This window comes from Psychrobacter pocilloporae (assembly GCF_029872915.1).
GTDB lineage: Bacteria > Pseudomonadota > Gammaproteobacteria > Pseudomonadales > Moraxellaceae > Psychrobacter > Psychrobacter pacificensis.
This window is the reverse complement of sequence record NZ_PGFT01000001.1, coordinates 1,017,964-1,042,712: the sequence shown is the minus strand read 5'-3', so window position 1 is coordinate 1,042,712 and position 24,749 is coordinate 1,017,964. Positions and strand designations below refer to the sequence as shown.

Annotated in this window: 20 protein-coding genes and 2 tRNA genes; 4 read left to right on the top strand and 18 right to left on the bottom strand. The window is 44.9% G+C overall.

Features of this window, described 5'->3' with window-relative positions:
* Window positions 1–116: 116 nt before the first annotated feature.
* Window positions 117–1,187: an EamA family transporter RarD gene (gene rarD, locus CUR83_RS04650; RefSeq protein WP_212563736.1), complete on the bottom strand. Its 1,071-nt coding sequence runs from the start codon at window positions 1,185–1,187 to the stop codon at window positions 117–119.
* Between the two features lie 141 nt (window positions 1,188–1,328).
* Entirely contained in the window at window positions 1,329–4,070 is a 2,742-nt protein-coding gene (gyrA, locus tag CUR83_RS04645) for a DNA gyrase subunit A (RefSeq protein WP_212563737.1), read from the bottom strand.
* A gap of 572 nt (window positions 4,071–4,642) precedes the next feature.
* Here gyrA and CUR83_RS04640 point away from each other — a divergent pair.
* Both CUR83_RS04640 and CUR83_RS04635 read left to right on the top strand, forming a co-directional pair.
* Window positions 4,643–4,924, top strand: coding sequence for a hypothetical protein (locus tag CUR83_RS04640; protein WP_058025545.1), 282 nt, complete (start codon window positions 4,643–4,645; stop codon window positions 4,922–4,924).
* A gap of 56 nt (window positions 4,925–4,980) precedes the next feature.
* Window positions 4,981–5,832 carry a methyltransferase domain-containing protein gene (locus CUR83_RS04635; RefSeq protein WP_284719195.1) on the top strand — a complete coding sequence of 284 codons (852 nt, stop codon included), beginning with the start codon at window positions 4,981–4,983 and terminating at the stop codon, window positions 5,830–5,832.
* Window positions 5,833–5,865: 33 nt separating this feature from the next.
* Here CUR83_RS04635 and CUR83_RS04630 read toward each other — a convergent pair whose 3' ends face one another.
* The 7 genes from CUR83_RS04630 to CUR83_RS04600 form a co-directional block, all read right to left on the bottom strand.
* On the bottom strand, window positions 5,866–7,191 hold the full coding sequence (locus tag CUR83_RS04630) for an ABC transporter ATP-binding protein (RefSeq protein ID WP_223333753.1): 1,326 nt from the start codon (window positions 7,189–7,191) through the stop codon (window positions 5,866–5,868).
* A gap of 114 nt (window positions 7,192–7,305) precedes the next feature.
* Window positions 7,306–8,982 (bottom strand): ABC transporter permease, encoded by a 1,677-nt coding sequence (locus CUR83_RS04625; protein ID WP_284719194.1) that lies wholly within the window; start codon window positions 8,980–8,982, stop codon window positions 7,306–7,308.
* Window positions 8,983–9,157: 175 nt separating this feature from the next.
* A complete protein-coding gene (locus CUR83_RS04620) occupies window positions 9,158–10,291 on the bottom strand; it encodes an extracellular solute-binding protein (RefSeq protein ID WP_284719193.1) in 1,134 nt (377 codons plus the stop codon).
* A gap of 555 nt (window positions 10,292–10,846) precedes the next feature.
* The gene (locus CUR83_RS04615; RefSeq protein WP_284719192.1) at window positions 10,847–11,569 is read right to left on the bottom strand and encodes a 16S rRNA (uracil(1498)-N(3))-methyltransferase; all 723 of its coding nucleotides are present in this window, start codon (window positions 11,567–11,569) and stop codon (window positions 10,847–10,849) included.
* Window positions 11,566–13,167 (bottom strand): 3-deoxy-D-manno-octulosonic acid transferase, encoded by a 1,602-nt coding sequence (locus tag CUR83_RS04610; RefSeq protein WP_284719191.1) that lies wholly within the window; start codon window positions 13,165–13,167, stop codon window positions 11,566–11,568. Before CUR83_RS04610 ends, CUR83_RS04615 begins: the two co-directional genes overlap by 4 nt.
* Window positions 13,168–13,286: 119 nt before the next feature.
* Entirely contained in the window at window positions 13,287–14,786 is a 1,500-nt protein-coding gene (locus tag CUR83_RS04605) for a tetratricopeptide repeat protein (RefSeq protein ID WP_284719190.1), read from the bottom strand.
* A gap of 109 nt (window positions 14,787–14,895) precedes the next feature.
* Entirely contained in the window at window positions 14,896–16,425 is a 1,530-nt protein-coding gene (locus tag CUR83_RS04600) for a cardiolipin synthase (protein ID WP_284719189.1), read from the bottom strand.
* Between the two features lie 531 nt (window positions 16,426–16,956).
* Between CUR83_RS04600 and CUR83_RS04595 the strand changes: the two genes are divergently transcribed.
* A tRNA-Val gene (locus tag CUR83_RS04595) sits at window positions 16,957–17,032 on the top strand.
* 37 nt (window positions 17,033–17,069) lie between these two features.
* Window positions 17,070–17,146 (top strand) — tRNA-Asp (locus CUR83_RS04590).
* Between the two features lie 289 nt (window positions 17,147–17,435).
* Here the strand turns inward: CUR83_RS04590 and modB are convergent.
* The 9 genes from modB to CUR83_RS04545 form a co-directional block, all read right to left on the bottom strand.
* Window positions 17,436–18,137, bottom strand: a complete 702-nt coding sequence (gene modB / locus CUR83_RS04585) for a molybdate ABC transporter permease subunit (RefSeq protein WP_284719188.1) — start codon at window positions 18,135–18,137, stop codon at window positions 17,436–17,438.
* Window positions 18,138–18,191: 54 nt separating this feature from the next.
* Window positions 18,192–19,031, bottom strand: coding sequence for a molybdate ABC transporter substrate-binding protein (gene modA / locus CUR83_RS04580; protein ID WP_284719187.1), 840 nt, complete (start codon window positions 19,029–19,031; stop codon window positions 18,192–18,194).
* Window positions 19,024–19,515: a molybdenum cofactor biosynthesis protein MoaE gene (locus tag CUR83_RS04575; protein ID WP_284719186.1), complete on the bottom strand. Its 492-nt coding sequence runs from the start codon at window positions 19,513–19,515 to the stop codon at window positions 19,024–19,026. Before CUR83_RS04575 ends, modA begins: the two co-directional genes overlap by 8 nt.
* Before the next feature lie 53 nt (window positions 19,516–19,568).
* A complete protein-coding gene (locus CUR83_RS04570; protein ID WP_212563743.1) occupies window positions 19,569–19,850 on the bottom strand; it encodes a MoaD/ThiS family protein in 282 nt (93 codons plus the stop codon).
* 77 nt (window positions 19,851–19,927) lie between these two features.
* On the bottom strand, window positions 19,928–20,434 hold the full coding sequence (gene moaC / locus CUR83_RS04565) for a cyclic pyranopterin monophosphate synthase MoaC (RefSeq protein ID WP_212563744.1): 507 nt from the start codon (window positions 20,432–20,434) through the stop codon (window positions 19,928–19,930).
* A gap of 42 nt (window positions 20,435–20,476) precedes the next feature.
* Window positions 20,477–21,148 (bottom strand): molybdenum cofactor guanylyltransferase, encoded by a 672-nt coding sequence (mobA, locus tag CUR83_RS04560; RefSeq protein ID WP_284719185.1) that lies wholly within the window; start codon window positions 21,146–21,148, stop codon window positions 20,477–20,479.
* An 87-nt stretch (window positions 21,149–21,235) separates the two neighbouring features.
* Entirely contained in the window at window positions 21,236–21,766 is a 531-nt protein-coding gene (gene moaB / locus CUR83_RS04555; RefSeq protein WP_284719184.1) for a molybdenum cofactor biosynthesis protein B, read from the bottom strand.
* A 111-nt stretch (window positions 21,767–21,877) separates the two neighbouring features.
* A complete protein-coding gene (moaA, locus tag CUR83_RS04550) occupies window positions 21,878–22,978 on the bottom strand; it encodes a GTP 3',8-cyclase MoaA (RefSeq protein WP_284719183.1) in 1,101 nt (366 codons plus the stop codon).
* A gap of 122 nt (window positions 22,979–23,100) precedes the next feature.
* Window positions 23,101–24,396, bottom strand: coding sequence for a molybdopterin molybdotransferase MoeA (locus tag CUR83_RS04545; RefSeq protein ID WP_252962884.1), 1,296 nt, complete (start codon window positions 24,394–24,396; stop codon window positions 23,101–23,103).
* Window positions 24,397–24,749: the final 353 nt, after the last annotated feature.

Below are 24,749 nucleotides of genomic sequence, written 5' to 3'. Positions count from 1 at the left end.
AATGTATCTTGCTACATTATGGGCGGCATGATGTCAAAGTCGGAATAGATAAGCAATGCTACTGTGCATCTAGTGCATTAATTTCTACATCCAGTAAATTTAATGTATATAAGTGCTTATTTTGCATCAAGTTGTTCGAGTTTTTGCTGTATCTTATCCATCTTTTTTTGATAGCGACGGATTTTGCGAAAGCGATGCGCTTTTAGCACACCATCAATACGCTGATTGATAAAATGACGGCGCGGCGGAAAGCCGCCGACCTGCGGCTCTCTATAGCCATGCAAGCGGTTATTACGCTGACGAACGAGATAGCCTATCACACTATCGATTATCATGACCACTAGGGCAAGTGTAATCATGCCGTACATAAAGAGCGAGCCACCTTCATCAAGACTTTGACTCAGAACGGTAATGGACAACACAAATAACAGTAGCGGCTCTATGTAGCTCAGCGCCCCAAATAGCGAGACCGGCAACTTGCTACTCGCAATCATCGTCAGCGACATTGCCAGTGCACTAAAGGCACCCAGCAATGGCAGTAGGTACCAAAACTTCATATTTTGTGCCGCCACACTAAAACCACCAGTGAAATAAAGCATGATCAATACCACTGGCGTCAGCAATGTCAAATCAAACAACAAGCCAGTAACGGGCGGTACAGCAAGTGTGCGGCGCAATAGATAATACGGCGGATAGCCCAAACATACAAATAGCGTCACCCAAGACACCGAACCATATTGAAAAATGTCGTAGCCAATACCGAGCGCTGCCAGTATTGCTGCCGCATACTGCAAGACACTCATATCCTCACGATAAAAAAACCGACCAAGCACAATCATCACAAGTGGCAATAAAAAATAGCCCAAGGTGACATCCAGTCCAAATCCATTCACAGGTGCCCACATAAACAACCAAATCTGGCCGCCCAAAATCGGAGCAGGCAATATAAATATCAGCCATTCTTTCAAGGTCTTAAGCGTCTTTATATAATCAAAGACATGCTGCCATTGCTTGGTCAAACTGAGCAAGATGACCAAACTTAACAACATCATCAGCACGCGCCATGAGGCTACCTGTGTCCCCGTTAAGGGCAGCATAAACAGTCCAAACAAAAACATCATCGAGAATAAAAAACTCGACGATACCGCTGCGACAGTTCCCTGAAAAGTTTGATTGGTCGTAAGCATAACAACAGCCTTAAAAGTAAAACCCTGTGTACATTATTAAGAAAAAGTGAATAAAAAATAAAAGCCTCCGACGACAACGTCAGAGGCTTTTTTCTAGGACAATGATCAGAAACTAGACTGAAAAGCTAACTACCAAGACTATTACTCGTCATCGTCTACTGCATCATTATCCAATGTGTAATCGTTGGCAATATCGATAGCGTCGTTGGCATCGCTCAAAGCAGTATTGTCAGTTGCGGTATCGATATCTATCTGCTCCTGACCTTCCACCTCAAACGTGCCATCTTCTTTCATCGCATCGACTAATTCATCATCACCCTCTTCGTGCTCAACACGCGCCATAGCGACCAATTTTTCATCTTTTGGCAGACGAATGAGCGTGACACCTTGGGTGTTACGACCAGAGCTCGCGACATGCTCAACTGGCGTACGTACTAGCGTTCCTTTGTCAGAGATTAAAATAATATCATCGGTAGCGTCAACCTTAGTCGCTCGCACCAATGCGCCATTACGCTCACTGGTCTTAATGGCGATGACACCACCACCGCCACGGTTTTGCGTATTAAACTCTTCGATAAGGGTACGCTTACCAAAACCGTTTTCACAAGCAATTAGGATTTCATGTACATCATCTTCGATCACGACCAATGATTTGATAAATTCATCAGTAGCCAAACGCATACCGCGGACGCCTTTCGCTGTACGGCCCATCGCACGAGCATCATTCTCATCAAAACGAATCGCTTTACCACTAGAGGCAAATAGCATCACTTCTTGATTGCCGTTGGTAATACGAGCGCTGACCAATTTGTCACCCTCTTCTAAACCCACTGCAATTAGGCCGTTTGAGCGAATGTTGGCGAACTGTTCAAGCTCAACACGTTTGACTGTGCCATTGGCGGTTGCAAAGAAGACAAAGCGGCCGCTAACTTCCTCAGACATTTGCGGAATCGGCAATATCGTCGTAACGGTTTCGTCGCTATTTAAACCAATTAGATTGACCAACGGACGACCACGAGCACCGCGGCTGGCAATCGGCACTTCAAACCCACGTAAGCTAAAGACGCGGCCACTGTCAGTGAAGCACAATACCGTAGAGTGCGTTGAGGTCACGACCAGATGATCAATCACATCATCTTCTTTCATTGCCGTTGCAGACTTACCTTTGCCGCCACGTTTTTGTGCGACGTAGTCATCAATTGGCTGAGTCTTGGCATAGCCAGTACGCGACACCGTCATCACAACGGTTTGCTCAGGAATCAGGTCTTCACGGCTGAAATCCATACGTGAATCGATGATGTCGGTGCGACGCTCATCACCAAAGTTATCACGAATCTCAATCATCTCATTAGAGATAATGCTCATAAGCTTATCAAAATCACCCAGAATAGACTCTAAATGAGTGATTTCGCGTAGTAAGTCTTGGTATTCTTCGGTCAATTTATCTTGCTCAAGACCCGTCAAACGATGTAATTGCATGTCTAAAATCGCATTGACCTGCTCAAGTGACAAGCGATAACGCTCTTCGCCTTCGATCAGACCAAACGGCGCTTTAGGATCTTCGCCTTCGATAAACTCAGGACGTACTGATTGACTGCCAGCAGCCGTGAGCATCGCAACGACACTACCTGAACCCCATGTATTATTCAACAAGCTTTCGCGTGCGAGTCCACGGTTTGCAGACGCTTTAATCGTCGCAATAATCTCATCGATGTTGGCTAATGCAACCGTTAAACCTTCTAGCAAATGACCACGAACGCGGGCTTTGTTCAATTCATAAATCGTACGGCGCGTCACCACTTCTTGACGATGACGGACAAATGCAGCGATAAGCTGACGCAAGGTCAATAGCTTTGGCTGACCATTGTCTAGCGCGACCATATTGATGCTAAAGCTAGACTCAAGCGGCGTCTGCAAGAACAAGTTATTGACAATAACTTCGGCAGTCTCGCCGCGACGCAAGTCAATAGCGATACGCATACCGTCTTTGTCAGACTCATCACGAATCTCACTGATGCCCTCGATTTTTTTATCACGAACAAGCTCTGCGATACGCTCAATCAATTTGGCTTTATTCGCCTGATAAGGGATTTCGGTAAATACGATGCGCTCACGATCGCGGTTGACGCCAGTATTGCTCATCGGCTCAATATGATAACGACCACGAATATGCAAACGGCCTTTACCCGTGCGGTAAGCATCTAAGATACCTGCACGGCCATAGATAATACCGCCTGTAGGGAAATCAGGACCTGAAATATGTGACATCAGCTCTTCGGCTGAAACTTGTGGGTTTTCGGCATACGCCAAACAAGCATTGATCACTTCGGTCAAGTTATGCGGTGCCATATTGGTCGCCATACCAACAGCAATACCTGTCGCGCCATTGACCAATAGGTTAGGGATACGCGCTGGCATCACGCTTGGCATGCGCTCAGAGCCGTCGTAGTTGTCTTCCCAATCGACCGTATCTTTGTCCAAATCTGCCAGCATCTGATGAGTCAGCTTGGTCATACGTACTTCGGTATAACGCATCGCTGCCGGAGGATCATCATCGATCGAACCAAAGTTACCTTGACCATCAACCATTGGGTAGCGCAAGCTAAAATCCTGCGCCATACGGACGATGGCATCATAGACAGCACTATCGCCATGTGGATGGTACTTACCGATCACATCACCAACCACACGGGCAGACTTTTTGTACGGCTTATTATAATCATTAGACAACACGTGCATGGCATACATCACACGGCGGTGTACAGGTTTGAACCCATCACGCACATCAGGCAGCGCACGCGAGACGATCACGCTCATCGCATAATCCAGATAGGATTGCTTTAGTTCATCTACGATGCCAATAGGACTGACCGATTCGCTCATATACACTCCTTCACTCACATTTTTTTCTAACGTTGACACATCGCTTATGGCACCCACAGATCATATAAAAATACTGCCACATAAATGGGCAGTCATGATCAAAATACATACCATAAAAAAACACTGCTACACATGCAAAACAATAGGAAAATAGTGATACGGTTTTTGTTAAAAACAATGTTTAATAAAAGAAGCTATTTTAGCACAAATTTGCTGATTTAGGGGGTTCTGACCACCATTAAAATCAAGCTAGGCGGTTCATTTGCAGTGATATTTTGAATTACCCATACACTCTAAAATAATTCTAATGACAGGTTTTTTTTGATTGGCTGATTTTGCCATTTTTACAGACGAACTTACAACCTGCTGAGCAAAGAGATACTCCGTCCATCTTAGCTGAACAGAGCCTACCAATTGTTCTAACATGAGCTAATGGGTTTCATAAGTATATGATAATTTAAATTAGGTCAATGAGGCTATTTTTTTAGTGACGCTGGACAAAAAAATCCTAAGCGTTACACTAACTCATCTTTTATAGAACTCGAATAACGACCTAACAGGCTACTTTTATTATGGATATCATTCTTGCAATTGTTTGGATTTTAGCAATGGTGCTATATAGCTTTTCGAGCGATTATGTTGCTAGTTTTCCTAACCATAACAATCGCGCTGTACCCTATGTCCGTTGGGGAGCACTTTTAGTCGCCATGGCTTTGTCAGCATATTTAGCAAAAGCCTATCAAGAAAACCTACAAGGCAACGGTATGTGGGTATTTGTTATCGTCGTATTTGTCATTATTGTTTTAGCCAAGATCGTCTTTAAATGGGTCATTAATAGACGTTTGAAACGCTAAGCTATACTGAATATTTTTGTTGCTCTCAACCTCACTTCTATTGATCTGAACGCCTTATGACCACTGAACATCAAAACAACCAACTTGGCCTAAACCAAGCCACCGCACCAGAAGACACACGAGCAGATCGTAGCTTCGATACCATTGCCGATCATTTTGAAAAAAAGGTCTATGGCGGTTTAAAAGGTGAAATCCGATTGGCGGTATTACGCCGTGATATTGTTGAATATAGTACACAAATGAGTGAAGCGCTTGGACGACCGCTGCGTATCTTAGATGTGGGTGCAGGGCTTGCACAAATTGCCATAGAGCTTGCTACTCAAGGTCATAGCGTCGTCATCAACGATATCTCAGCAAATATGCTTGAGAAGGCAAAAGCAAACGCTGAACAAATCGATCAAGCGCTGGATATCACATGGTACGTCTGTCCATACCAAACACTTGAAGAAACGCTAGGTAAAGAAGAAAACGATAAGTTTGATTTGATCCTATCGCACGCGCTACTTGAATGGTTGGCAGAGCCTGCTGCCGTCATGGACTTCTTTGATCAATATCTAACCGATGATGGCGCGCTATCTTTGTGCTTTTATAATCCCGCAAGCTTTGATTATCGCAACCTCATCATGGGAAATTTTAATTTACTCGATAATACAGACTACAAGGCGGACAATAAAAAAAGCCTCACACCCAATCATCCCGTTGCTAAAGAAGAAGTGGAGTCTTGGTTGAAGGCGCATGACTATCAGACGGTACGTAGCAGTGGTCTACGGGTATTTCATGACTATGCACCGCTCAAGCGTGGCGGGCATAACGATCCAGATGCGGTGATAAGGATGGAGCTGCGCTACTCACAATTAGAGCCATACAAATGGCTTGGACGGTATTTGCATATTCTGGCTAAACGGTAAACTTAGACAACCGCTCAAAAGCTGTGAAGGCTGCTAAACGTCTTCATCAACTCTCGATGATCTGTCATATTCTGACCAAGTGGTGGCATTGACCTCTTTTTCGTCAAACACGACCACATGCTCCAATAACGGCAAGATACCAATATGTGAACCAATTTCATGATTATGATGGCTAGCAACCAGTGATAATATGGTCTGTCCGTCATCTAACTGTAGACGGTACAAATAGTTGGCACCGCGGAACACTCGCCCAATCACCAAGGCTGTCTGCGTACTATCATCATCATGGATGATATCGTCAGGACGCACGAGCACCTTGATTGGTGTACCATTTGGATAATCATATTCGCAGTACTGTGGTTGTCCTGACTCATCGTAGACTTCCATACGGCGATAGATATTACCTAATGCCGTCTCCACACGACCTTCTTTGATGATACCGTCTATCATCGCGCCTTCGCCGACGAACTCAGCGACAAAAGGACTGACAGGCTCATGATACAGCTCGCTTGGTGTTGCCCACTGTACCAACCTGCCCTTATCCATTACCCCGACTTTATCTGCTAACGCAAACGCTTCGTTTTGGTCATGAGTGACCAAGATTGCCGTAGTATTGGTACGTTTGAGAATATCACGGACATTCATTGCCAAGGATTCACGTAATACCACGTCCAGATTAGAAAATGGCTCATCAAGTAGTAGTAATTTAGGCTTCGGTGCAAGCGCCCTTGCAAGTGCCACACGCTGCTGCTGACCACCGGACAGCTCATTTGGACGTTTATCCGCATGCTCCGTCAGTTCGACCAGGCTTAGCATCTCAGCCACACGAGCTTTTTTGTCAGCCGCTGACCATTTATTGAGGCCAAAGGCAATGTTTTTTGCCACGCTCAAATGACCAAAAAGCGCATAATCTTGAAACACCATCCCCATGCCGCGCTTGGCTGGTGCCACGGCAAAAGAGTCCCGAGCTGTTTTTTCCGTTAGACGTTGATTGTTTAAATGGATAGTACCGCCGCGGCTTTGCTCCAGTCCTGCAATCGCTCGCAATGCCGTGGTCTTGCCGCAACCACTATAGCCCAAGAAGCAACCAATCTCTCCTTGCTCTAATACTAAAGACATGCCATTAACTACAATAGTATCGTCATAGCCGACAATTAGGTTTTGTACACTAAAATATGGATTGGTCGCGATAGTGCTCTCAGTATCTTGGCGCGCAGTATCGGCTTGTTCTACAGGCTTGCTACGTTGAGACTGGGTTGTCCGAGTTTGCACGACTGGTGATTTTTTGACAGGAGTACTACGTGCTCCAGTCTTTACTGACTGAGCGTCTGACGAGTCGTTCATTGAATCAGTGTACATAGACAATCCCAGTTCGCTATTAGTAAATACAATGTTGGATAAAGCAGTAAAAATGATAATATAAGTTGGATCAAGCACCATTAAACATGGCACATTTATAAGCAGCAATGGCGGTTAGCTGTGTTTGTCACTTTGACGCAATAGTATCCAAACAGGAAGCAATCCGACCAGTACAATCAATAAACTGGGTAATGCTGCCCGCCCCCACATGCCTTCGCTTGTCATCTCAAACACGCGCACCGCCAGCGTATCCCAGCCCTGCCTGCGTGTCATCAATGTGATCGGCATCTCTTTCATCACTTCGACAAATCCCATTAACAATGCCGTTAGTACCCCAGGACTAAGCACAGGTAGCATCACATGACGCCAACGCTGGTACGCACTGTCACTAAGCAGTTTCGCTGCGGCCTCTTGATTGACGGTCAATCGTTGTAACTGCCGATCCACTGGCTGAAAACTCACCGTCATAAAACGCGTCGACAATGCCAATAGCATAACGATCACACTGCCTGAGAGCACCTGCTGCGAGGTGATACCAAAAGCAATCATTTGATTGTCTAGCCACGCAATAGGAATAAAAATACCCACTGCCAATACCGTACCTGGCACGACGTAGCCTAAATTAGCGAGCGTGGTCATCAGTTTAGTCGATTTATCAGGATATTGCCGCTTGATCCACGCAATAATCACTGCCAAAAAGGCAATAAAAACTGTGGTCATACTAGCAATCATGAGGCTGTTGGTCACAAAATCAATATAGCGCGCATCAAAATCTTGGCGAAAATTCAGTGCAGTCCAATAAATCAGCTGCAAGAACGGTATTAGAAAAGCCAGCAAAAATACAAACGTACATAGCAAGCTCATCCCTATTTTGGCAGGAGTACTGGCGTCGAAACGCTGATTGCTGCCTTGCGTAATCGAATTACCGCGCTTGGCCTGCCAATACTGCTCAAACAGTACTACAATAAAAATCACACCGATGAGCAAGGCTGCTAACTGAGCCGCTGTGGTCAAACTAAAAAAGCCAAACCACGCCTTATAAATAGCAGTGGTAAACGTATCGACATTGAATACCGAAACCGCGCCAAAATCTGCCAATGTCTCCATACTTGCCAGCAATAAGCCACCGATAATCCAAGGCAGTGCTTGCGGTAATGCCAACCGAAAAAACACGCGGCTATGGCTCAAACCTAGCATCTGGCCTGCTTCAATCGCCCGCCGACCTTGCGACAAAAACGCCTGACGCGCCAGCAAATACACATAAGGATAAAATGCCAGCGACAACACTAAACCTGCACCCCATACATTACGTACCGAGGGAATCGCTGTCGTGATACCAAAATCGCGCAGTCCTGTCTGTAACGGCCCACTAAAATCCACAATACCAATAATGACAAACGCCAATACGTAAGCCGGTATGGCAAGCGGCAACATGAGCGCCCACGAAAAAAAACGCTGACCAGGGAAGCGGTACATGCTGGTTACCCAAGCGAGAACCGTACCGATAGTACCCGATATAACAGCCACCATGAACAGTAAAATCGCGGTATTTTTGAGCACTTGCGGCAGGACATACTCTGCCATATGTGTCCAAATATCGGCGACTGGTTGCGTCCACGACAACAACACGATCAAAATCGGCACCAGCATAAACAACGAAATCAGCCCTAAGACTGATTTCGAGATAATACGTTTACGAAGGGCATAGTCTTGACTGACCGTCTGATTGTTATCAGCTCTGCTACTGATTGGATCTTGCTCGCTAACAGACGCATCTGGCGTTGTGATCATAGTATCATTACCGTGTCATACTCACTCATCGAGGCTTTTTAAGCATAGACCAAACTCAAAACCGTCATTACTTTAACAACTAACTCTTAATGATTTATTTTTAAAGGCTGTTCTTTAAAAACTGTCCTTTAAAAAAGATGATGTTGAGCTTGGTATCATGATGACTGGCAGTCCTTTATTTATAACCCGCTTTGTCCATCATTTGAATGGCTTGAGTTTGTAGCTCACCAAATTTCTGTACGTTGATATCGTCTTTTTTGAACTCGCCCCAAGATCTGAGCATTTCTGACTCATCCACCCCTTCTTTGACTGGGAATTCTTTGTCTGAGCTGGCGTAAAGGCCTTGCGCCTCATCAGATGACAACCACTCAATCAGTTTAAGTGTACCGTCTGGATTGTCTGACCCTGTAACCACGCCCGCGCCTGAAACGTTTACATGTGTACCAGTGGTGCCTTGGTTTGCCCAGAATATTTTCACAGGGAAGTTTGGTTTTTCGTCTAATAGACGGCCATAGTAGTAACTATTGGCGATACCAACTTCACACTGACCAGCCGCAATCGCCTCTAGCATAGCGGTATCATCACTGAACACGTCAGTGGCAAGATTATCAACCCAACCACGGATGACAGCTTCTGTTTTTTCTTCACCCAAATGCTCTATCATGCTGGCCACAAGTGACTGGTTATAGACCTTTTTAGAAGTACGCAAGCATAGTTTGCCTTTCCACTTTGGATCCGCCAAATCTGCATAAGTCGATAATTGATCGGCGCTAACTTTGCTTGGGTCATAAAAAATCGTACGCGCGCGCAGTGATAGACCTGTCCACTGACCTTTTGGATCGCGATACTTTGCAGGGACATTGGCCTCTAGCACAGACGACGCTACTGGTTGTAGTAAACCCTGCTGAGCCGCTTGCCATAAGTTACCCGCGTCCACCGTCAGTAGCATGTCAGCTGGAGTGTTTTTACCTTCCGCTTGCAAGCGCGCCATCAGTGGGCCAGTTTTGTCTGTGACAAGTTCAATCTTGACACCAGTCTGTTCAGTATAGCGGTCTAGCAATGGTTTAATCAGCTGCTCATTACGTGAAGAATAAATAGTAATTGTTTGACCATCTGCACTGGTCGCACCGTCATCATTAGCTGCTTGCTGTTCAGTTTCAGTACCAGCCGCTGTTGTCTCTGTCTCCACGCTGTCTTCGGTTGTAGAAGAATTGCTACAGCCAACCATTCCCAACATCAGGCCAAATATGGCAGCAGACAATACAGGCTTGGTAGTGACTAGATTAGTGCGGATGGTGTTCAGTGGCATGGTTTTCCCCATAGTAATGCGATAAAAAAGAGACGGCAAATAGTGAGATAAAATGGTCAAAGCCCCTATTTGTTGGGATTCGTTGGACCATAATTATGAAAACAACATACTAATAGAAATGAGATTAACTATCAATACATTTATCTAACCCAAGATGCTGAAATTATTTGGCTTATTAGGGCTGTTGAACATTCGACCATGGCACTGACAGCGACTATTTTTTAGGCGATTCGATGTTAAAAATAATAAGTTTAGTCACTCTAAGCGCTTATTTTTAACGATGAAGCGGCAAAAAAGAGTCCTGTTCCCTGCTTTTATCGTTGGGGCTGATGCTAAAATTGCCCCATACTGCGTTACAAATCTCGCTAAGGCATCTGCATTATCGTCGCTTTGTGCCTTGTCTGGAACAATTTTAGCGATCAGCAGTGCCTATTTGCGAATGTTCAACACGCCCTAGTCATTTTCTAAAGCTAAGTTGTACCCAAAACGGCTCTTGTGTTTTTGTACTCCTGCACTCTTGGGAATGGCAAATATATTAACGAATACCACACCAATTTAGAGCAGCCATTGCCCTAACATCACATTGACCGCCGCTTCTGTACGCAAGATGCGCGGCCCTATATGTACTGGCGTGCACCCGTGTGCGGCGAGTAGCGCTATCTCATAATCGATCCAACCGCCCTCAGCACCGATGCAGACCAAATTGGGTAATTCTAATGTTGTATCTAATTGTCGAAATTCAGAAAATGACTGCTCAGCATAAGGGTGTGCAACGATGGCTTGATTACTCACCAAACTGGTAAGCGTATCCTCGACAAATGGCTTAAAACGTTTTTGTAGCGTAATACGAGGTGCAATCGTATCAACCCCTTGTTGCAACCCTTCTAATACAAATTCATCAAGACGCTCAAGCAGCGGACTTTGCCAATAGCTTTTTTGCGTGCGATAGCTGTTAACAAGTACAATATCGCGTACGCCAAGCGCCGTCATATCCATGATCAAACGCCGCAATACTTTGGGCCGTGGCAATGCCAAAACCACGGTCAGATCCAGTTTGGCTGGCGGGGTAATAGCGAGCTGAACGTCGCGTAACTGAATACTATCAGCAGCAATGTCCTCAATGACAGCCGTACCAAGATTGCCACCTAGCTGCCCAATTTTGAGCGTGTCACCGACTTTTGCGCCCAGTATGTTATTGACATGGTCGACTTGCACTACGTCATTGATCTTTGCTGTGCTTGTGGAGAAATTTTCAACGGGCAGTAATATACAATTCATAATATCTCTTGCCCTAAATTTTGAGGAAAATATTGCTCAATAACGTCCTCAATCATGGCAAGCTGACGAGTCAACACTGCTTGCTGCTGTACGGTTATTGTCTCACCCGCCTGTCCTGCCTGCGTCGCCAATGGTAAATCACTTAACCACACCTCTAGCTGCTGACAAATAAGTGCGGTGTCATCAGTGCTATCAGTACCGTACTGATGATTTACTGTACTTTTAGCGCGCTCATTTGAGCCATCTATCGTCATTGGACGATAAAACTGATTGTTTGGTTGATATAAAGCCCCTACCTCGGCCAGCTTATCGACCACACTTTGGCACGATTGGGTGTAACGACCCATGATAATAGGCGTTGCCACGCTCGCAGGTTCAACGGGATTGTGTCCGCCTATGTCTACTAGCGACCCTCCAACCAATGCGACATTTGCCAGTGTATACCAAGTCATCATCTCACCCATGCTGTCCGCCAGATAGACTTGCGTGTCTGCATTGATGGCCTCATCAAGACTGCGCCGTGCCATTGTTAGACCAGTCTTTTCGATCAATGCTGCAACTTCATCAAAACGCTCAGGATGTCTAGGCACGATGATCAGTAACGTATTGGCTAGTGATGACTGCGATAAGATCTGCTGATGTAACGATAGCGCCGTCTCTTCTTCGCCGTTATGAGTGCTTGCTGCCACCCAAACTGGTCGGTCTGCTATCGCAAACGCTTTTGCCAGCGCATTTTTTTTAGCGAGCGAATTTTTTTTAGAGGGTATCTGCGCACGTGCCTCTTCTGTATCACCAGCCTGCTCACTAGAACCAATCGCCTTATCATCGATTTTGGGCGTATTGATGACCCACTTTAGCGACCCTGCCACGCGGATCTGTGCGCTATCCGCCCCTAATTGACGAAAGCGTTTGGCAGAATCGCTGTCTTGCGCAATGATGAGCGCAAGGTTTTTCATCATGCTGCTGCTCACCGCACCAATTTTTTGATAACTTTTAAAAGAAGAAGCCGAGAGACGACCATTGACTAAGATACTTGGTATCTGATGCTCAGCAAGCTTGGTCAAGATATTCGCCCATAGTTCAGTTTCGACAAACAGCGCGGCGATAGGCTGTACGTGCGTCAAAAATGTCTCAATCACGGCAGGAGTATCAACAGGGACATAACTGTGGCTCATGCGGTTTTGAGCGATTGCATCTGCAAACCGACTGGCACCGCGAGCAAAACCTGTCTGCGTGGTGTTGGTCAACCATATCTGATAGCCACTAGCCAGTAATGCGTCTAATAAAGGTGCAACCGTATTGGTCTCACCCAACGATACCGCATGACACCAAATCACACCTTTATTACTGTGACCAGTAATCGCTGGACGCGGTGGATATTGCTTGCCAAAACGCTGCGCCACTTCTTGCTGATAATTGTCACGTTTGTGAGAGCGCCGCCATACTTGCAGGCGATATAGCGGTTTTAACACACCGATCAGAAATTGATAATAAAATGGCGTCTGATACACCGCACGATCAGTCAATAAATTATGACCTGACAACCTAGTGTCAGTCGAATGGGAAGAGGTGTCAGATGGAGTATGAGATGATGGCATGGAGTAGCCCAGATTAGTAATGAATCAAACAGCAGAAAGGTAAATATAAAAACGCGCCAATTCTACCTGAAATCAGCGCGTAACCATAAACTTTTAAAAGTTTACTGAGTCAATAGCGCCTAGACGATAATCAGTATCAGTACCGCAACCACGATCACTGCACCAAACAGTAACTGATAGCGCTTGATACTGTGCTGCTCTTGTTTTTGCGTCGTGATCAGCGCTTGCGCTTGCTCCCATTGAGACACAAGGTTTGCCGCCTCTATATGACCATTATCTGCCGCTTGCTCTAGCCAGTATTTACCACTATCAATATCTTGCGGCATGCCTACCCCTTGATAGTACAGCTTGCTAAGTAAACGCTGGGCACGGCTGTCGTTTTTGCTAGCGGCTTGCTTCACCCATTCCACGCCAGATTTTTTAGCTTCCTCATCATCTGCCGTGAGTCCTTCGCCAAGCAGCTCATACATCGCTAAGCGTAGCATGGCAGCCGTATTACCCGCTTCTGCAGCCGCCTGTAATGCTAGCAATGCTTTATTTTTTGCTGCTCTATGATTGTCTGAAAACACAACTTGGCCACGCGGTTTGTCCTGCTTGGCAATGTGCTGCTCAAACTGATCGAGGACTTTGCAAGCTTGCTGATATTCAGTCACGCCTGCTGTTTGCGGCACCTCAATCTCGTCTAACTCTATGAGCAGCTGCGTAAACATTTCTGGTGTCGGTGGGGTTTTTACAGGCGCCATAGGCTTGGTGGCTGGCGACTCTGTCTTCGTCAGCTCAGGTTTTGCTTGAAGCTCTGGTTGGCGCGGCGCGGTACTCACTAATGGTTTAGATACAGTAGTTGCAGCAGAAGGGCGCTCGATATTGGCTGATACTATATTAACATCAGCCAATTCATTATTTACCGGTACGTCCTCTGATGCCTCATAATGACTAGCAGGTTGACTTGTACTGATAGTCGTACTCGAATCTATCGTTGAGTGTATGCTTTGGGTCGTATTATGCGTTGCTGACTCAGTCTTTAAATAACTAAGTGTATCTGTATTACTCGCTTGATCCGATAAATCTGGCAATCTTGCGCTGACTGCTTGGTATAGTCCACTCTCCGCCTGTCCCCCTTGTACCGCTTCAAATGGCCGATCAATATTGCCAAATAGACGCAGCCCTATTGGCTCTAAAGGAAAAAATAAAGGCAGCGCATCAGTAGCCGCATTATTATCACCATAGCCAACGGCCATATGCTGATAAAAGTCAACGGTAATCAATGACAGCTCAGGATAGCGTTTGCGTAGCTCAAACTGCCCATACCAATGGGGCTTATTTTGCCACTGCTGTGCCAATACGCGACCTGCATAAAACGCCAAAAACACCATAAAGTTGCGATAGTGCTCATCGACCAGTAACGTCGCCTCGTCCCATATACCGCCTTTCATCATGTCACGGCGCACCTGAGACAATAGTGTATCAATACGCTGTAAACTCTCAAGCGACTCATCTAGCGCACAATTATGTAGCTCTGTCTCATATGCGATACCACCTGCGATAGGACGCCTAGCTAAAAAATCTTGCCAGTAGCCTTCTGCAATATAGTCAAGTGGTGTTAAGGGCGAGGCAGACATAGACAGGCGTGTCCTTTTTTAGATAAGTTGATTATAGAGACAATGATAATGATTAAAAATATGAGCATAAAAAACACGGACAGGTTACCTTAACCTAAAATTGAGCGTGCTACAATAAAGGACTAAACAAGCGTACAACATTATCAAATAAGCGTTTTGATCCATGGCGCTGCTGCCACTCTTCATTGCCCAAAATACGGCAACTTTGTAAATATATTTCTTGACAGTCAGCCACTTGAGCGACCATCTCTGGCGTATAAATCGCCAAGCTGACTTCCATATTTAAATAAAAACTGCGCATATCAATATTGACCGTGCCAAACAGGCAGTAGTCATCATCGATAACCACGGTTTTTGCATGTAGCAACCCCCCTCGAAATAGCGCAATGGTCACGCCAGCATCGAGTAGCTCTTGATAATAAGCTTGTGAAGCATGCTGCACCAAAAACGAATCGACTTTTTCAGGAACAATAATCGTCACCTCAACGCCGCGCTTTGCCGCTATCGTCAGTGCACCTGATAGCGACTCATCGGGTACAAAGTATGGGGTGGTAATACGAATACGCTTATTGGCACGGTGAATCACAGTCACTAACGTATTGTAAATCACATGCGCTGTCAGCTGCGGTGCTGACGGTATGAGCTGTGCCATCACCTTGTCTACGACAGGCATCTTTGGTATCACAATTGAAGTGCTACCGATACCTGGCTGCTCGTGATAATCAATCGTATCACCCAACACCTTTACTCGACTATTCAGATCGTTGATGGTCGGATCCATCACATAGAGCTTTCGCGTATAGTTATTGATTCGCTGATTGAGCGCATCTAGGTTTTCGTTGTTTTCGGCGCCGATATCAGTAACAATAACTTTGGCCATGGCGGTATTGATACTAATAGAGTGCTGGCTGGTGGTTCTAATCGCCACATCAATCCACTGTCCGACATTTTTATTTTGCTTAAAAAACCGTGGATCAACCAAATTAAAGCTACCGATATAGCCAATATATTCGTCAATGACCACCATCTTACGGTGATTACGTAAATCAGAGCGCTTAAATAGTGTCTTAAGCAGTCCCACTGGCAGCGACTGATGGACAAACACACCGGCTTTTTCTAATTTACGATGGGCACTACTATTAATAAAACTAAAGCTACCTACACTATCAGCCAATATGTGACATTCAACGCCGCGCTGAGCGGCTACTGACAACGCCTCTATCACATCGAGTACTTTTCCTCTGGGATATACAATATAAAACTCCATAAAGACAATGCGCTGCGCTGCATGGATATCCTCAATCAAACGCTGAAAAATCGATGCAGGATCTGTTAACAACTGCATTTGATGATCGGGAAATACTCCTAGCCCTGTCCAGCGCGTTCCTATTTGGCTCACACCGCGGTATTTGATGGGTAGCAGATCTTGTCCTTTATCAAACACCAGTTGCTCGCGCCGTGCCATGTCATTCATCATGATGCTTGCTTGATCCACGCGCTCACGGTAGCGTCGTCCAATCATCGGCTCGCCTAGTAGTATGTATGCAATCAGACCGAACACGGGCACGGTATAAAGCACTGCAATCCAAGCAATGGATACACCAATATTACGCTGCACTGATACAACGCGTAACGTCATAACAATCATCAGCATAATATGAAATATCAGACCTAGACCTGCGTACTCTCCCCACGTCCAGTTAGTAAAGATCTGCCCAATCGTAAAAATATCTATGCTAGCCTCCCTCAATCATGCTCAAAAAACAAAGTATCCGTAGTATAGTAGCTTTTCGCTGTCAAACAACTGCTAACAATCATAACCTGCCTCTAAAAAATACAAGTAAGTATCTACCATATATTACTGTTTTTAATACCATTAAAAATTTATTTCCGATTATTTCATAAAATAGTCAAAATAACGTTTGACAGCCAAGTGTAAATCTATATAATACACAGCCACAGCAAGGGGACTTACTTAGATAAGCCCAGCTGATTAAGTTAACATTGAGTGTGACAGCTAATGTTAATGAAGCAATACAGAAATTCTATTTAAAGAATTTCTCTTGTAGTAGAAGTTATACCTTATATTGGGTACTGAGCTTCTAGAATTTACAAAAATGTAAATTCTCTTGCGCTCGGACGAAGCAATGCTTCGTTTGCTCCTCGCTCAGGGTGATTAGCTCAGTTGGTAGAGCGTCTGCCTTACACGCAGAATGTCGGCGGTTCGAATCCGTCATCACCCACCACTTACTAGCTTGTGGCAAAAAAGCTAAGACGACCTAAGCAGCGGTAGTTCAGTTGGTTAGAATACCGGCCTGTCACGCCGGGGGTCGCGGGTTCGAGTCCCGTCCGCTGCGCCATATTTAAAACGAATTTAAACGGTTAAGTTTAAGCAAGTTTCGCCTCAAGTATTAGTTTACTTGAGGTTTTTTTGTGTCTGTGTTTTTTGTCTATAGTCAATCAATATTAAAAGTGGTACAAGGCAGACGAGTGCAAGTACTACAGTGGTAGGCTAAACGAGTCTAACGCTGTAACACTTTAATAGTGGTTCGACTATATGTTCCTTCTAATATAACTACCTCTCGATAAGCATCTATTTTGTATTCGCAATAGTTATAATCATCCAACGGACGTGCAGGTATTTTAGTACTATGGACGCTGGCTCATGCGACTCACACTAGCAATCAACGCCACCATCACTACGCCCATGATAATCAAAATACCAGACATCATATGCGCTGCCTCATAGTTGAGCGCTTCAACTTGCTCATATATCGCAATCGACACTACCTTGGTCTCACCTGAGATACTCCCCCCTATCATTAACACCACACCAAACTCACCAATGGTATGAGCAAAGCTGATTAAACTACCCAAAATAATACCCACGCGCGCTTGCGGTAAGGCTACCTTGACGAAGCGGCGCAGACGACTGGGTTCTAACAGATGCGCGACTTCCGTGACACTTTGCGGAATACGCAAAAACTGTGCATACACTGGCTGTATATAAAAAGGCAGTGAGTAAATAATAGAGCCAACCACTAGACCTTCAAAGGTAAAAATAAGCGGACTAACATTGTGCTCAATCAGCCATTGACCGATACCCATACTTGGACTTAGCAGTAATAATAAATAAAAGCCAATAACCGTAGGCGGGAGCACCAGAGGCATGGCAATGATGCCCATGAGCAGAATTTTGAAACGCCCAACTGCCTTCTTTTGACTTGGCTTGGCAAGCCAATAAGCCATAGGAGTTGCAAACAACAGTAAGCACAAGGTCGTGATAGAAGCGAGCTTAATACTTACCCAAAATGGACTGAGCATATCTGACATAAGAGACTGGTCGATCATATAATGTCACGGCTCGTTTTATAGGTAGATAGGTAGCGTGTCTAGGCTAACGGATTACTGAATGGGCAGGTAGCCTGCTTGCGCGAAGTGCTGTTGTCCTGCATCCGAGCGCAAGTAATCAGTAAACGCCGCTGCTGGGACTGTATTATTGATAACGATACCATCTTGTAAGATGGCTGGATAGGATGCTTTTGGCACAGTAATAAACTGCTCAGGTTTGGCTTTTATCGCAACGAGTTGAGACTGCGCCACAAACCCATAATCCACGCTACCTGTATGGGCGTACTGAAATACTTGACCAATATTTTCTGCCTGTATCAGGCTTTTCTGTGCATTTAATTTTTCATATATCTTTTGTGATTGTAGATAAGCTTTTGCAGATGCACCATAAGGAGCAAGTTCAGGATTGGCAATAGAAATCTTGCTATCATCTGTGAAACTAGCACTTGTAAACGCGTCAAGAAGCGATGCTGGCGTAAAATCATTCAAAGGTTTTGTGACACTATAGAGTGCAAGCTGACCTCTGGTATAGGTAAACGGCTGTACAGATTTATCACGCTTGTCATCAGACAGCTTTGCCGGAAACTCTTGATTGGCAGACAAGAATATATCATAAGGGGCTCCTGCCTTGATTTGAGCATATAGCTTGCCAGAAGACGCGTAAGTGACTTCGATATCTAAGTTACCTTGATTCGGCATATTGCTATCTGTTTGATAGCTATCAATGATATTGGGTAGGACATCAGATAAGTTGGCTGCCGCAGCGATACGTAGTGTTTGGTGCTCAGTTGTAGCAGTCGCCGATTCTGCATTCGTACTGTTATCTGCTGTACAAGCATTTAATGCCAGTAGCAAACACGCAGAGGTACTAATCGCAGCTAGTGACCTACCCATTGTTGCTGAGCCATTTAGATGAAGCATCTTCGTAATACTCTTGCTTCCACACAGGAATGTCGGCTTTGATGGTATCTAATATCCAGCGACACGCATCAAATGCTGGATAACGATGCGCTGACACTACCCCCACCCACACTGCCACATCACCAATCTCTAGCGCTCCGATGCGGTGTATCGCTATGGCATGAGTGATCTCAAAACGCTTTTTGGCTTCTTCTATAATGGCGCGGCCTTGGTTGATTGCTAAGTCTTCATAACCGTAATAAGTAAGTCGATCAACGCTCGTGGCATTGTTATGATTGCGCACTCGCCCTTCAAAGCAAACAAACGCACCGGAGCTGTCATTGTCCAATGTACTTTTGAGCTTATTTTCGTCAATTGCAATATCGAGTAACGCAAAACCGTCGCGCTCAGCAATAAGATACGCTTCATCGGTACTACGTTTGATGGTCATTGAATGGTTATGGATGTTATCTGTCATTTTTTTCTCTATTTACACTAATTGTGGCGCTATAGCCGCTTATAAATATATACCTAACCACCAGCGACTGGCGTGATAAATACTACGCTATCGCCGTCATTGATTTGATCTGTCCATTTAGCAAAATAATCGTTCACTGCCACCCGTAGCTCTGCTTGCGGACGGCTAAAACGATGCTTTTGGCTAAGCTGTTCATATAGTTCAGTCAATGAGGTGTCTTGGGGTAGTTTGACAGTCTCTTGCTGACAGTTGGCCTCATCTGCCAAACTGGCGAAATACATGACATTGATATCCATCGTTGATTCGATATCGGTTGTCACATCGATAGTACCCATAAATCTCTCCCTTCTTTGCAAGCGTCCTTGCTTGATATCCAATATATCTTTAGTCATTGATTAGGTTTTTTATCACACTAAGCATGAGTATAGTCTGACTTGCCACCTGTTTTTTTAATCAGGTGAATATCATTTATAACGATGTCATGTGATAGTGCTTTAGTCATATCATAGATGGTCAAGCAGGCAACGCTCACGGCGGTTAGCGCTTCCATCTCAACCCCCGTTTTGTGCGTGACTTTGACTATAGCACTGACGGTGATACTGCTCAGCGCATCATTATACACAAAGGTGAGGCCGATCTTATCTAGCGGCAGCGGATGACAAAGCGGTATCATATCATGCGTGCGTTTGGCAGCCATAATACCGGCAATATGTGCCGTTTGCGTAATGCTGCCTTTTTTGGTCATCCCATCAGCCGCTTTGATCTGCGCATAAATCTCGCTCGGAAAACGAACTTGCCCAGTCGCGTTCGCTTCTCGCGTCGTTGCGGTCTTGCCACTGACATCAACCATCGTGATGTCACCATTACCATCTAAGTGTGATAAAGCAGATTGATGATTTGTCTGAACGCTGTTACTCATTGATATCGCCTTCTCTTAGTAATCTCTTTATCAGTATTTTTATTATGTTGGTAGCGCGGCACACGCCTGTTCAAACTCTTGAGGCATATTAAAATTGGTCAAATGCTGCCAGTCCTGAGTAAATGGCAAGGTTTTTACCATCGGCTGAATAAAGGGCATGACTCGGCGCTGACCACTATCAATATAAGCTTTCAAATCGGGTTCAATGTCTAAATGATAAAGTCCCAATAGTGGATATAAGTGACTGTTATCTTTTAAGCAAATGACGCGCTGATTAGCCGCTGTATTAATCGCTTGTTGCAATTTCTGCCATAGATCAGTGGCGGGTATTAAGCTGTCACAACTCATCACCAGTAGCCACGATGCGCGCTGATTGTTAGTTGTAAACAGATTATTCGAGCCAGTCAATGTTTGCAATGCTGATTCGATAGCAACCAACGCACCACCTGTACGAATCTGCTCATCATTATCCGCGTCAAAATCAGAAACGTAGTCAGCAATAGGCGTAACGGGCGAACTGGGTTTGTTCAAAGTAGCATCTGAATCAACATAAAAGCCGCGCCCATTATCCGCAATCAAAATAGGAACTTGCAACTCGCTGGCATGACGAACATGATAATTTAGCAGCTGCTCACCTGTCGGCAGAGTGAGCGTCGCCTTTGGTGTTCCCATACGTTTGGATGCTCCGCCAGCTAAAATAACTATACCTGCCAAGTTGTCCAGCCTATTCGAGCAACCCATCATTATGCCATTGCCTGTCATTTTTGGTTAAATAGCCGTTATGGCTTAATCATTTATAAATCAGTCATGACTGGGGTTTTGTGCCAAAAAATGTGGCACAAAGTTACACGGACGAGTACGGCTATCAAACTGCTCTTTTAGGATATTTTCCCACCCTGTACGGCACGCGCCAGATGAACCTGGTAGACAAAAGATACCGGTACCATTGGCCATACCAGCCACTGCCCGCGACTGCACCGTAGACATACCAATCTCGTCTTTTGAGATCAAACGGAACATCTCACCAAAACCATCAATCGACTTATCAAATAGTACGCTGACAGCTTCTGGCATGCTATCTCTAATAAAGAACCCTGTACCACCTGTTGTAATGACCGCGTGCACGTCTGGACTGGCAATCCAGCCACTAATGACCGCTCTAATCTGATAGATATCATCAGTGATCAGCTGACGGTCTGCCAAATGATGTCCAGCCTCGGTCAAGCTATCGGCTAGATATTGACCTGACGTGTCTTCTGACAGCGTACGGCTATCAGAAACAGTCAATACCGCAATATTAAGAGGGGTAAATGGTGCAGCAGGCTTACTCATAAAAGATCCTTTATAGATATAATTTTATAAATGTATTAAAAAAAGCTTATGTCAGAAAAGCGATAGCAAAAACAGCATCAGTTATCATCAGAATTAGAGACTCAGAATGCCTTAACCACCGATTATCGAGAGATTGTGCATGATACCACTGTTCGAGTCATGCAGATGATGATGCTCAGGCTTAATCGGCATAAAGCTATGTAAAGTGTTTACCAGTCCTTGGATATCGTTTTGTTGTAAGTATGGACGAATATCGTAATTACCTTGGTCAAATAAGCACAGATGCACCTTGCCCTGACTACTGACTCGCAAGCGGTTACAAGTATCACAAAAGTGCGCCGCATAAGGGGCAATCATACCAATACGGCCGACATAATCAGGGTGACTGTACTCGACCGCTGGACCATCGGCACTGCCACGCTCGTGTGGCTGCCAACCATGCTCTAACAAATAATCCGTGATGATATCAGACTGAGCATGTTGGGCAAAAAACAAGTCGCTATTGTCACTGGTCTGCATAAACTCAATAAAACGATACGTTACTTGCCTGTCTTTGACGTAGTCGATCGCGGCGATTAGGTTTTCAAAGGCAGTCTCTGCCATCAAGACGCTATTTATTTTAAGTTTGATATCCGTCGTTTCTAGCAAGGTATCCATATTTGCCAGTATCTGCGGTAAAGTATCAAAGCCAGTCATTTTGTGAAAAGTGGCCGCATCAAAACTGTCCATACTGATATTGAGCTGATCAAGTCCAGCCGCTTGCCAGCTGGCTAAGTGTTTACCCAACTTATAAGCATTGCTGGTCATCGCTACTGTTTCAATACCGTCCGTTTGCTTGATCGTGTCGATAATCTCGACAACATCACGGCGAATAGATGGCTCACCGCCTGTAATTCTCACTTTTTTGGTACCTACTTGGGCAAAGCCGTGCACCAATGTCGCAATTTCAGAAACGCTCAACTCATCGTCAGGACGTTTGCCTTGATAGCCATTTGGCAAACAGTACTCACAGCGAAAATTACAAAAATCCGTAATAGATAGACGCAGATATGTCAACCGGCGCGCAAACCCATCCGTTAAAGGCTGATGGATTTGGGTTGCCTGATCAATCGGCATCACTAAATTAGACGGTATATAGCTGTCAGACAGCACAGGTGCTGACGCAGGAGAATACAGTTTTGGGCTGTCTATTTTGATATTGTTGTCATTCATATATTACTGCCATCAGTATTGCTTACCATAAGCGTTACTTTATTATTCGTGTTTAGCATCCCATTGCTAGATTGCTTTTTAATTTCGTTCCATCATTTTATAGCAGATTGGCAAACGGTGAGTTAGCGATGCAACCAAGGAAACGGCTGTACGGTAACCTCACCACCAGATACTACGTTGCCACTGTCTTTGTCTAATACAATAAAGCAATTGGCGCGGCTCAGCTGTTTTATTCTGTGTGATTGTTGACTTGAAAAGCATTCAACTTGGTAATGACCCGCCTTATCTTGTGACAATACGCCGCGCTGAAAGTCTTTGCGGCCAGGGAACTTTTTGATGTCATTTGTGAGTTTAGCGTTGATCGTTAGCGGCATCGGCTGCTCGGACACACTCGCACCTGACATTTGCCATAATGCGGGTATCACAAACTGTAGCGCGCCCACAACTGTGGAGAGCGGATTACCCGGTAGACCAAAATACAATACGGGCTTATCGAGATTTTTATTTAACTCGCCAAATACGAAAGGCTTACCAGGTTTCATCGCCACTTTATAGTGGTTGATTTGCCCAAGCGTTTCGATCACCCTCGTCAGAAAATCATAATCGCCGACTGAGACGCCTGCTGTCGATATGAGCACATCACAGTCTTGCATGGCTTCGTTGACCGCAGCTGTCGTCTTATCCAAATCATCAGGAATGATGCCATAGTCACGAATGATTATAGGTAAACCAGACAGTAAGCTTTTGAGCGTTGGGGTGTTTGAATTATATATTTGGGCTAGATGTTCCAGCTCATCGCCAATAGCGACGAGCTCATCGCCTGTCGCGAGCACACCGACGACGAGTGGTTGAAACACGCTCACTTCGCTGATGCCTAAATTTGCCAGCAAGCTGATATCGGCGGGATTAATTCGTTTTCCTATCTTTAGCACAGCTTCGCCAGACTCAACCTCTTCGCCTTGCGCACGGATATTATCGTTGGTTTCGGCCGTTTGCGTGAGAGTGATGCTGTACGGCTGAGTCTTATCAATGGTCGCTTTGATATCAGCAAAGTTGGTATTTTCTTGCATGATGATTGTATCACAACAGTCAGGGACGACCGCGCCAGTAAAAATACGCACACCCTGCCCTGCTTTTGTCTCACCAGCATAGGCACTGCCTGCTTGAGACTCACCAATGATTTCAATCGTCTTGCCTTCTGACAGCTCACTTCCTTTTGCAATGGCATAACCATCCATAGCAGATAGATTCTGTCTTGGCACATCAAAAGGTGATGCAATATCTTGCGCGAGTATGTGGTTACGGCTGTCTAATAGATCACAGATATTGACGGCTCTTTTGTGCAGCGGAAAATCCATATCATTATAATCATTGATACGCAGCTTTATTGCCGCTTGTAATTCTTCCATAGTAATCATAAAGGTATGCTCTTTTGATCGTTCTCATTATTTGTGATTGAATCTTTATTATTAAAAGCTGTCCTTAGAGTCTATCATTCACAGTGTCGATTTTGTTGTATTAACCTTGTTCTGATAAGTTTTGAAGATTGCGAGATCAAGCCAACTCAAATATTTGATGATTATCACAATATTTATCCATTCAATAAATTTCAGCAAAATCAGACATAGCCTGAGGCAAAAAAAGCACCTTGGCAAGGTGCTTTTTGTAGAGCAAGGTAACATGCTTAATTGATGATTAATGACTGATTTATAATAGCTAAAAGCGATTATGAATCGTGACCTTCATACGGTGTATAAATACCGTCAGCTTA

Excerpts from the sequence above, each read along its gene's own strand:
- CUR83_RS04575 (WP_284719186.1), bottom strand. The coding sequence starts at position 19,515 with ATGACAGATAACATCCATAACCATTCAATGACCATCAAACGTAGTACC.
- CUR83_RS04635 (WP_284719195.1), top strand. The coding sequence starts at position 4,981 with ATGACCACTGAACATCAAAACAACCAACTTGGCCTAAACCAAGCCACC.
- CUR83_RS04625 (WP_284719194.1), bottom strand. The coding sequence starts at position 8,982 with ATGATCACAACGCCAGATGCGTCTGTTAGCGAGCAAGATCCAATCAGT.
- modA (WP_284719187.1), bottom strand. The coding sequence starts at position 19,031 with ATGGGTAGGTCACTAGCTGCGATTAGTACCTCTGCGTGTTTGCTACTG.
- CUR83_RS04640 (WP_058025545.1), top strand. The coding sequence starts at position 4,643 with ATGGATATCATTCTTGCAATTGTTTGGATTTTAGCAATGGTGCTATAT.
- moaC (WP_212563744.1), bottom strand. The coding sequence starts at position 20,434 with ATGAGTAACAGCGTTCAGACAAATCATCAATCTGCTTTATCACACTTA.
- gyrA (WP_212563737.1), bottom strand. The coding sequence starts at position 4,070 with ATGAGCGAATCGGTCAGTCCTATTGGCATCGTAGATGAACTAAAGCAA.
- CUR83_RS04610 (WP_284719191.1), bottom strand. The coding sequence starts at position 13,167 with ATGCCATCATCTCATACTCCATCTGACACCTCTTCCCATTCGACTGAC.
- CUR83_RS04620 (WP_284719193.1), bottom strand. The coding sequence starts at position 10,291 with ATGCCACTGAACACCATCCGCACTAATCTAGTCACTACCAAGCCTGTA.
- rarD (WP_212563736.1), bottom strand. The coding sequence starts at position 1,187 with ATGCTTACGACCAATCAAACTTTTCAGGGAACTGTCGCAGCGGTATCG.
- CUR83_RS04545 (WP_252962884.1), bottom strand. The coding sequence starts at position 24,396 with ATGATTACTATGGAAGAATTACAAGCGGCAATAAAGCTGCGTATCAAT.
- moaA (WP_284719183.1), bottom strand. The coding sequence starts at position 22,978 with ATGAATGACAACAATATCAAAATAGACAGCCCAAAACTGTATTCTCCT.
- CUR83_RS04605 (WP_284719190.1), bottom strand. The coding sequence starts at position 14,786 with ATGTCTGCCTCGCCCTTAACACCACTTGACTATATTGCAGAAGGCTAC.
- CUR83_RS04600 (WP_284719189.1), bottom strand. The coding sequence starts at position 16,425 with ATGACGTTACGCGTTGTATCAGTGCAGCGTAATATTGGTGTATCCATT.
- moaB (WP_284719184.1), bottom strand. The coding sequence starts at position 21,766 with ATGAGTAAGCCTGCTGCACCATTTACCCCTCTTAATATTGCGGTATTG.
- CUR83_RS04630 (WP_223333753.1), bottom strand. The coding sequence starts at position 7,191 with ATGTACACTGATTCAATGAACGACTCGTCAGACGCTCAGTCAGTAAAG.
- CUR83_RS04615 (WP_284719192.1), bottom strand. The coding sequence starts at position 11,569 with ATGAATTGTATATTACTGCCCGTTGAAAATTTCTCCACAAGCACAGCA.
- CUR83_RS04570 (WP_212563743.1), bottom strand. The coding sequence starts at position 19,850 with ATGGGTACTATCGATGTGACAACCGATATCGAATCAACGATGGATATC.
- modB (WP_284719188.1), bottom strand. The coding sequence starts at position 18,137 with ATGATCGACCAGTCTCTTATGTCAGATATGCTCAGTCCATTTTGGGTA.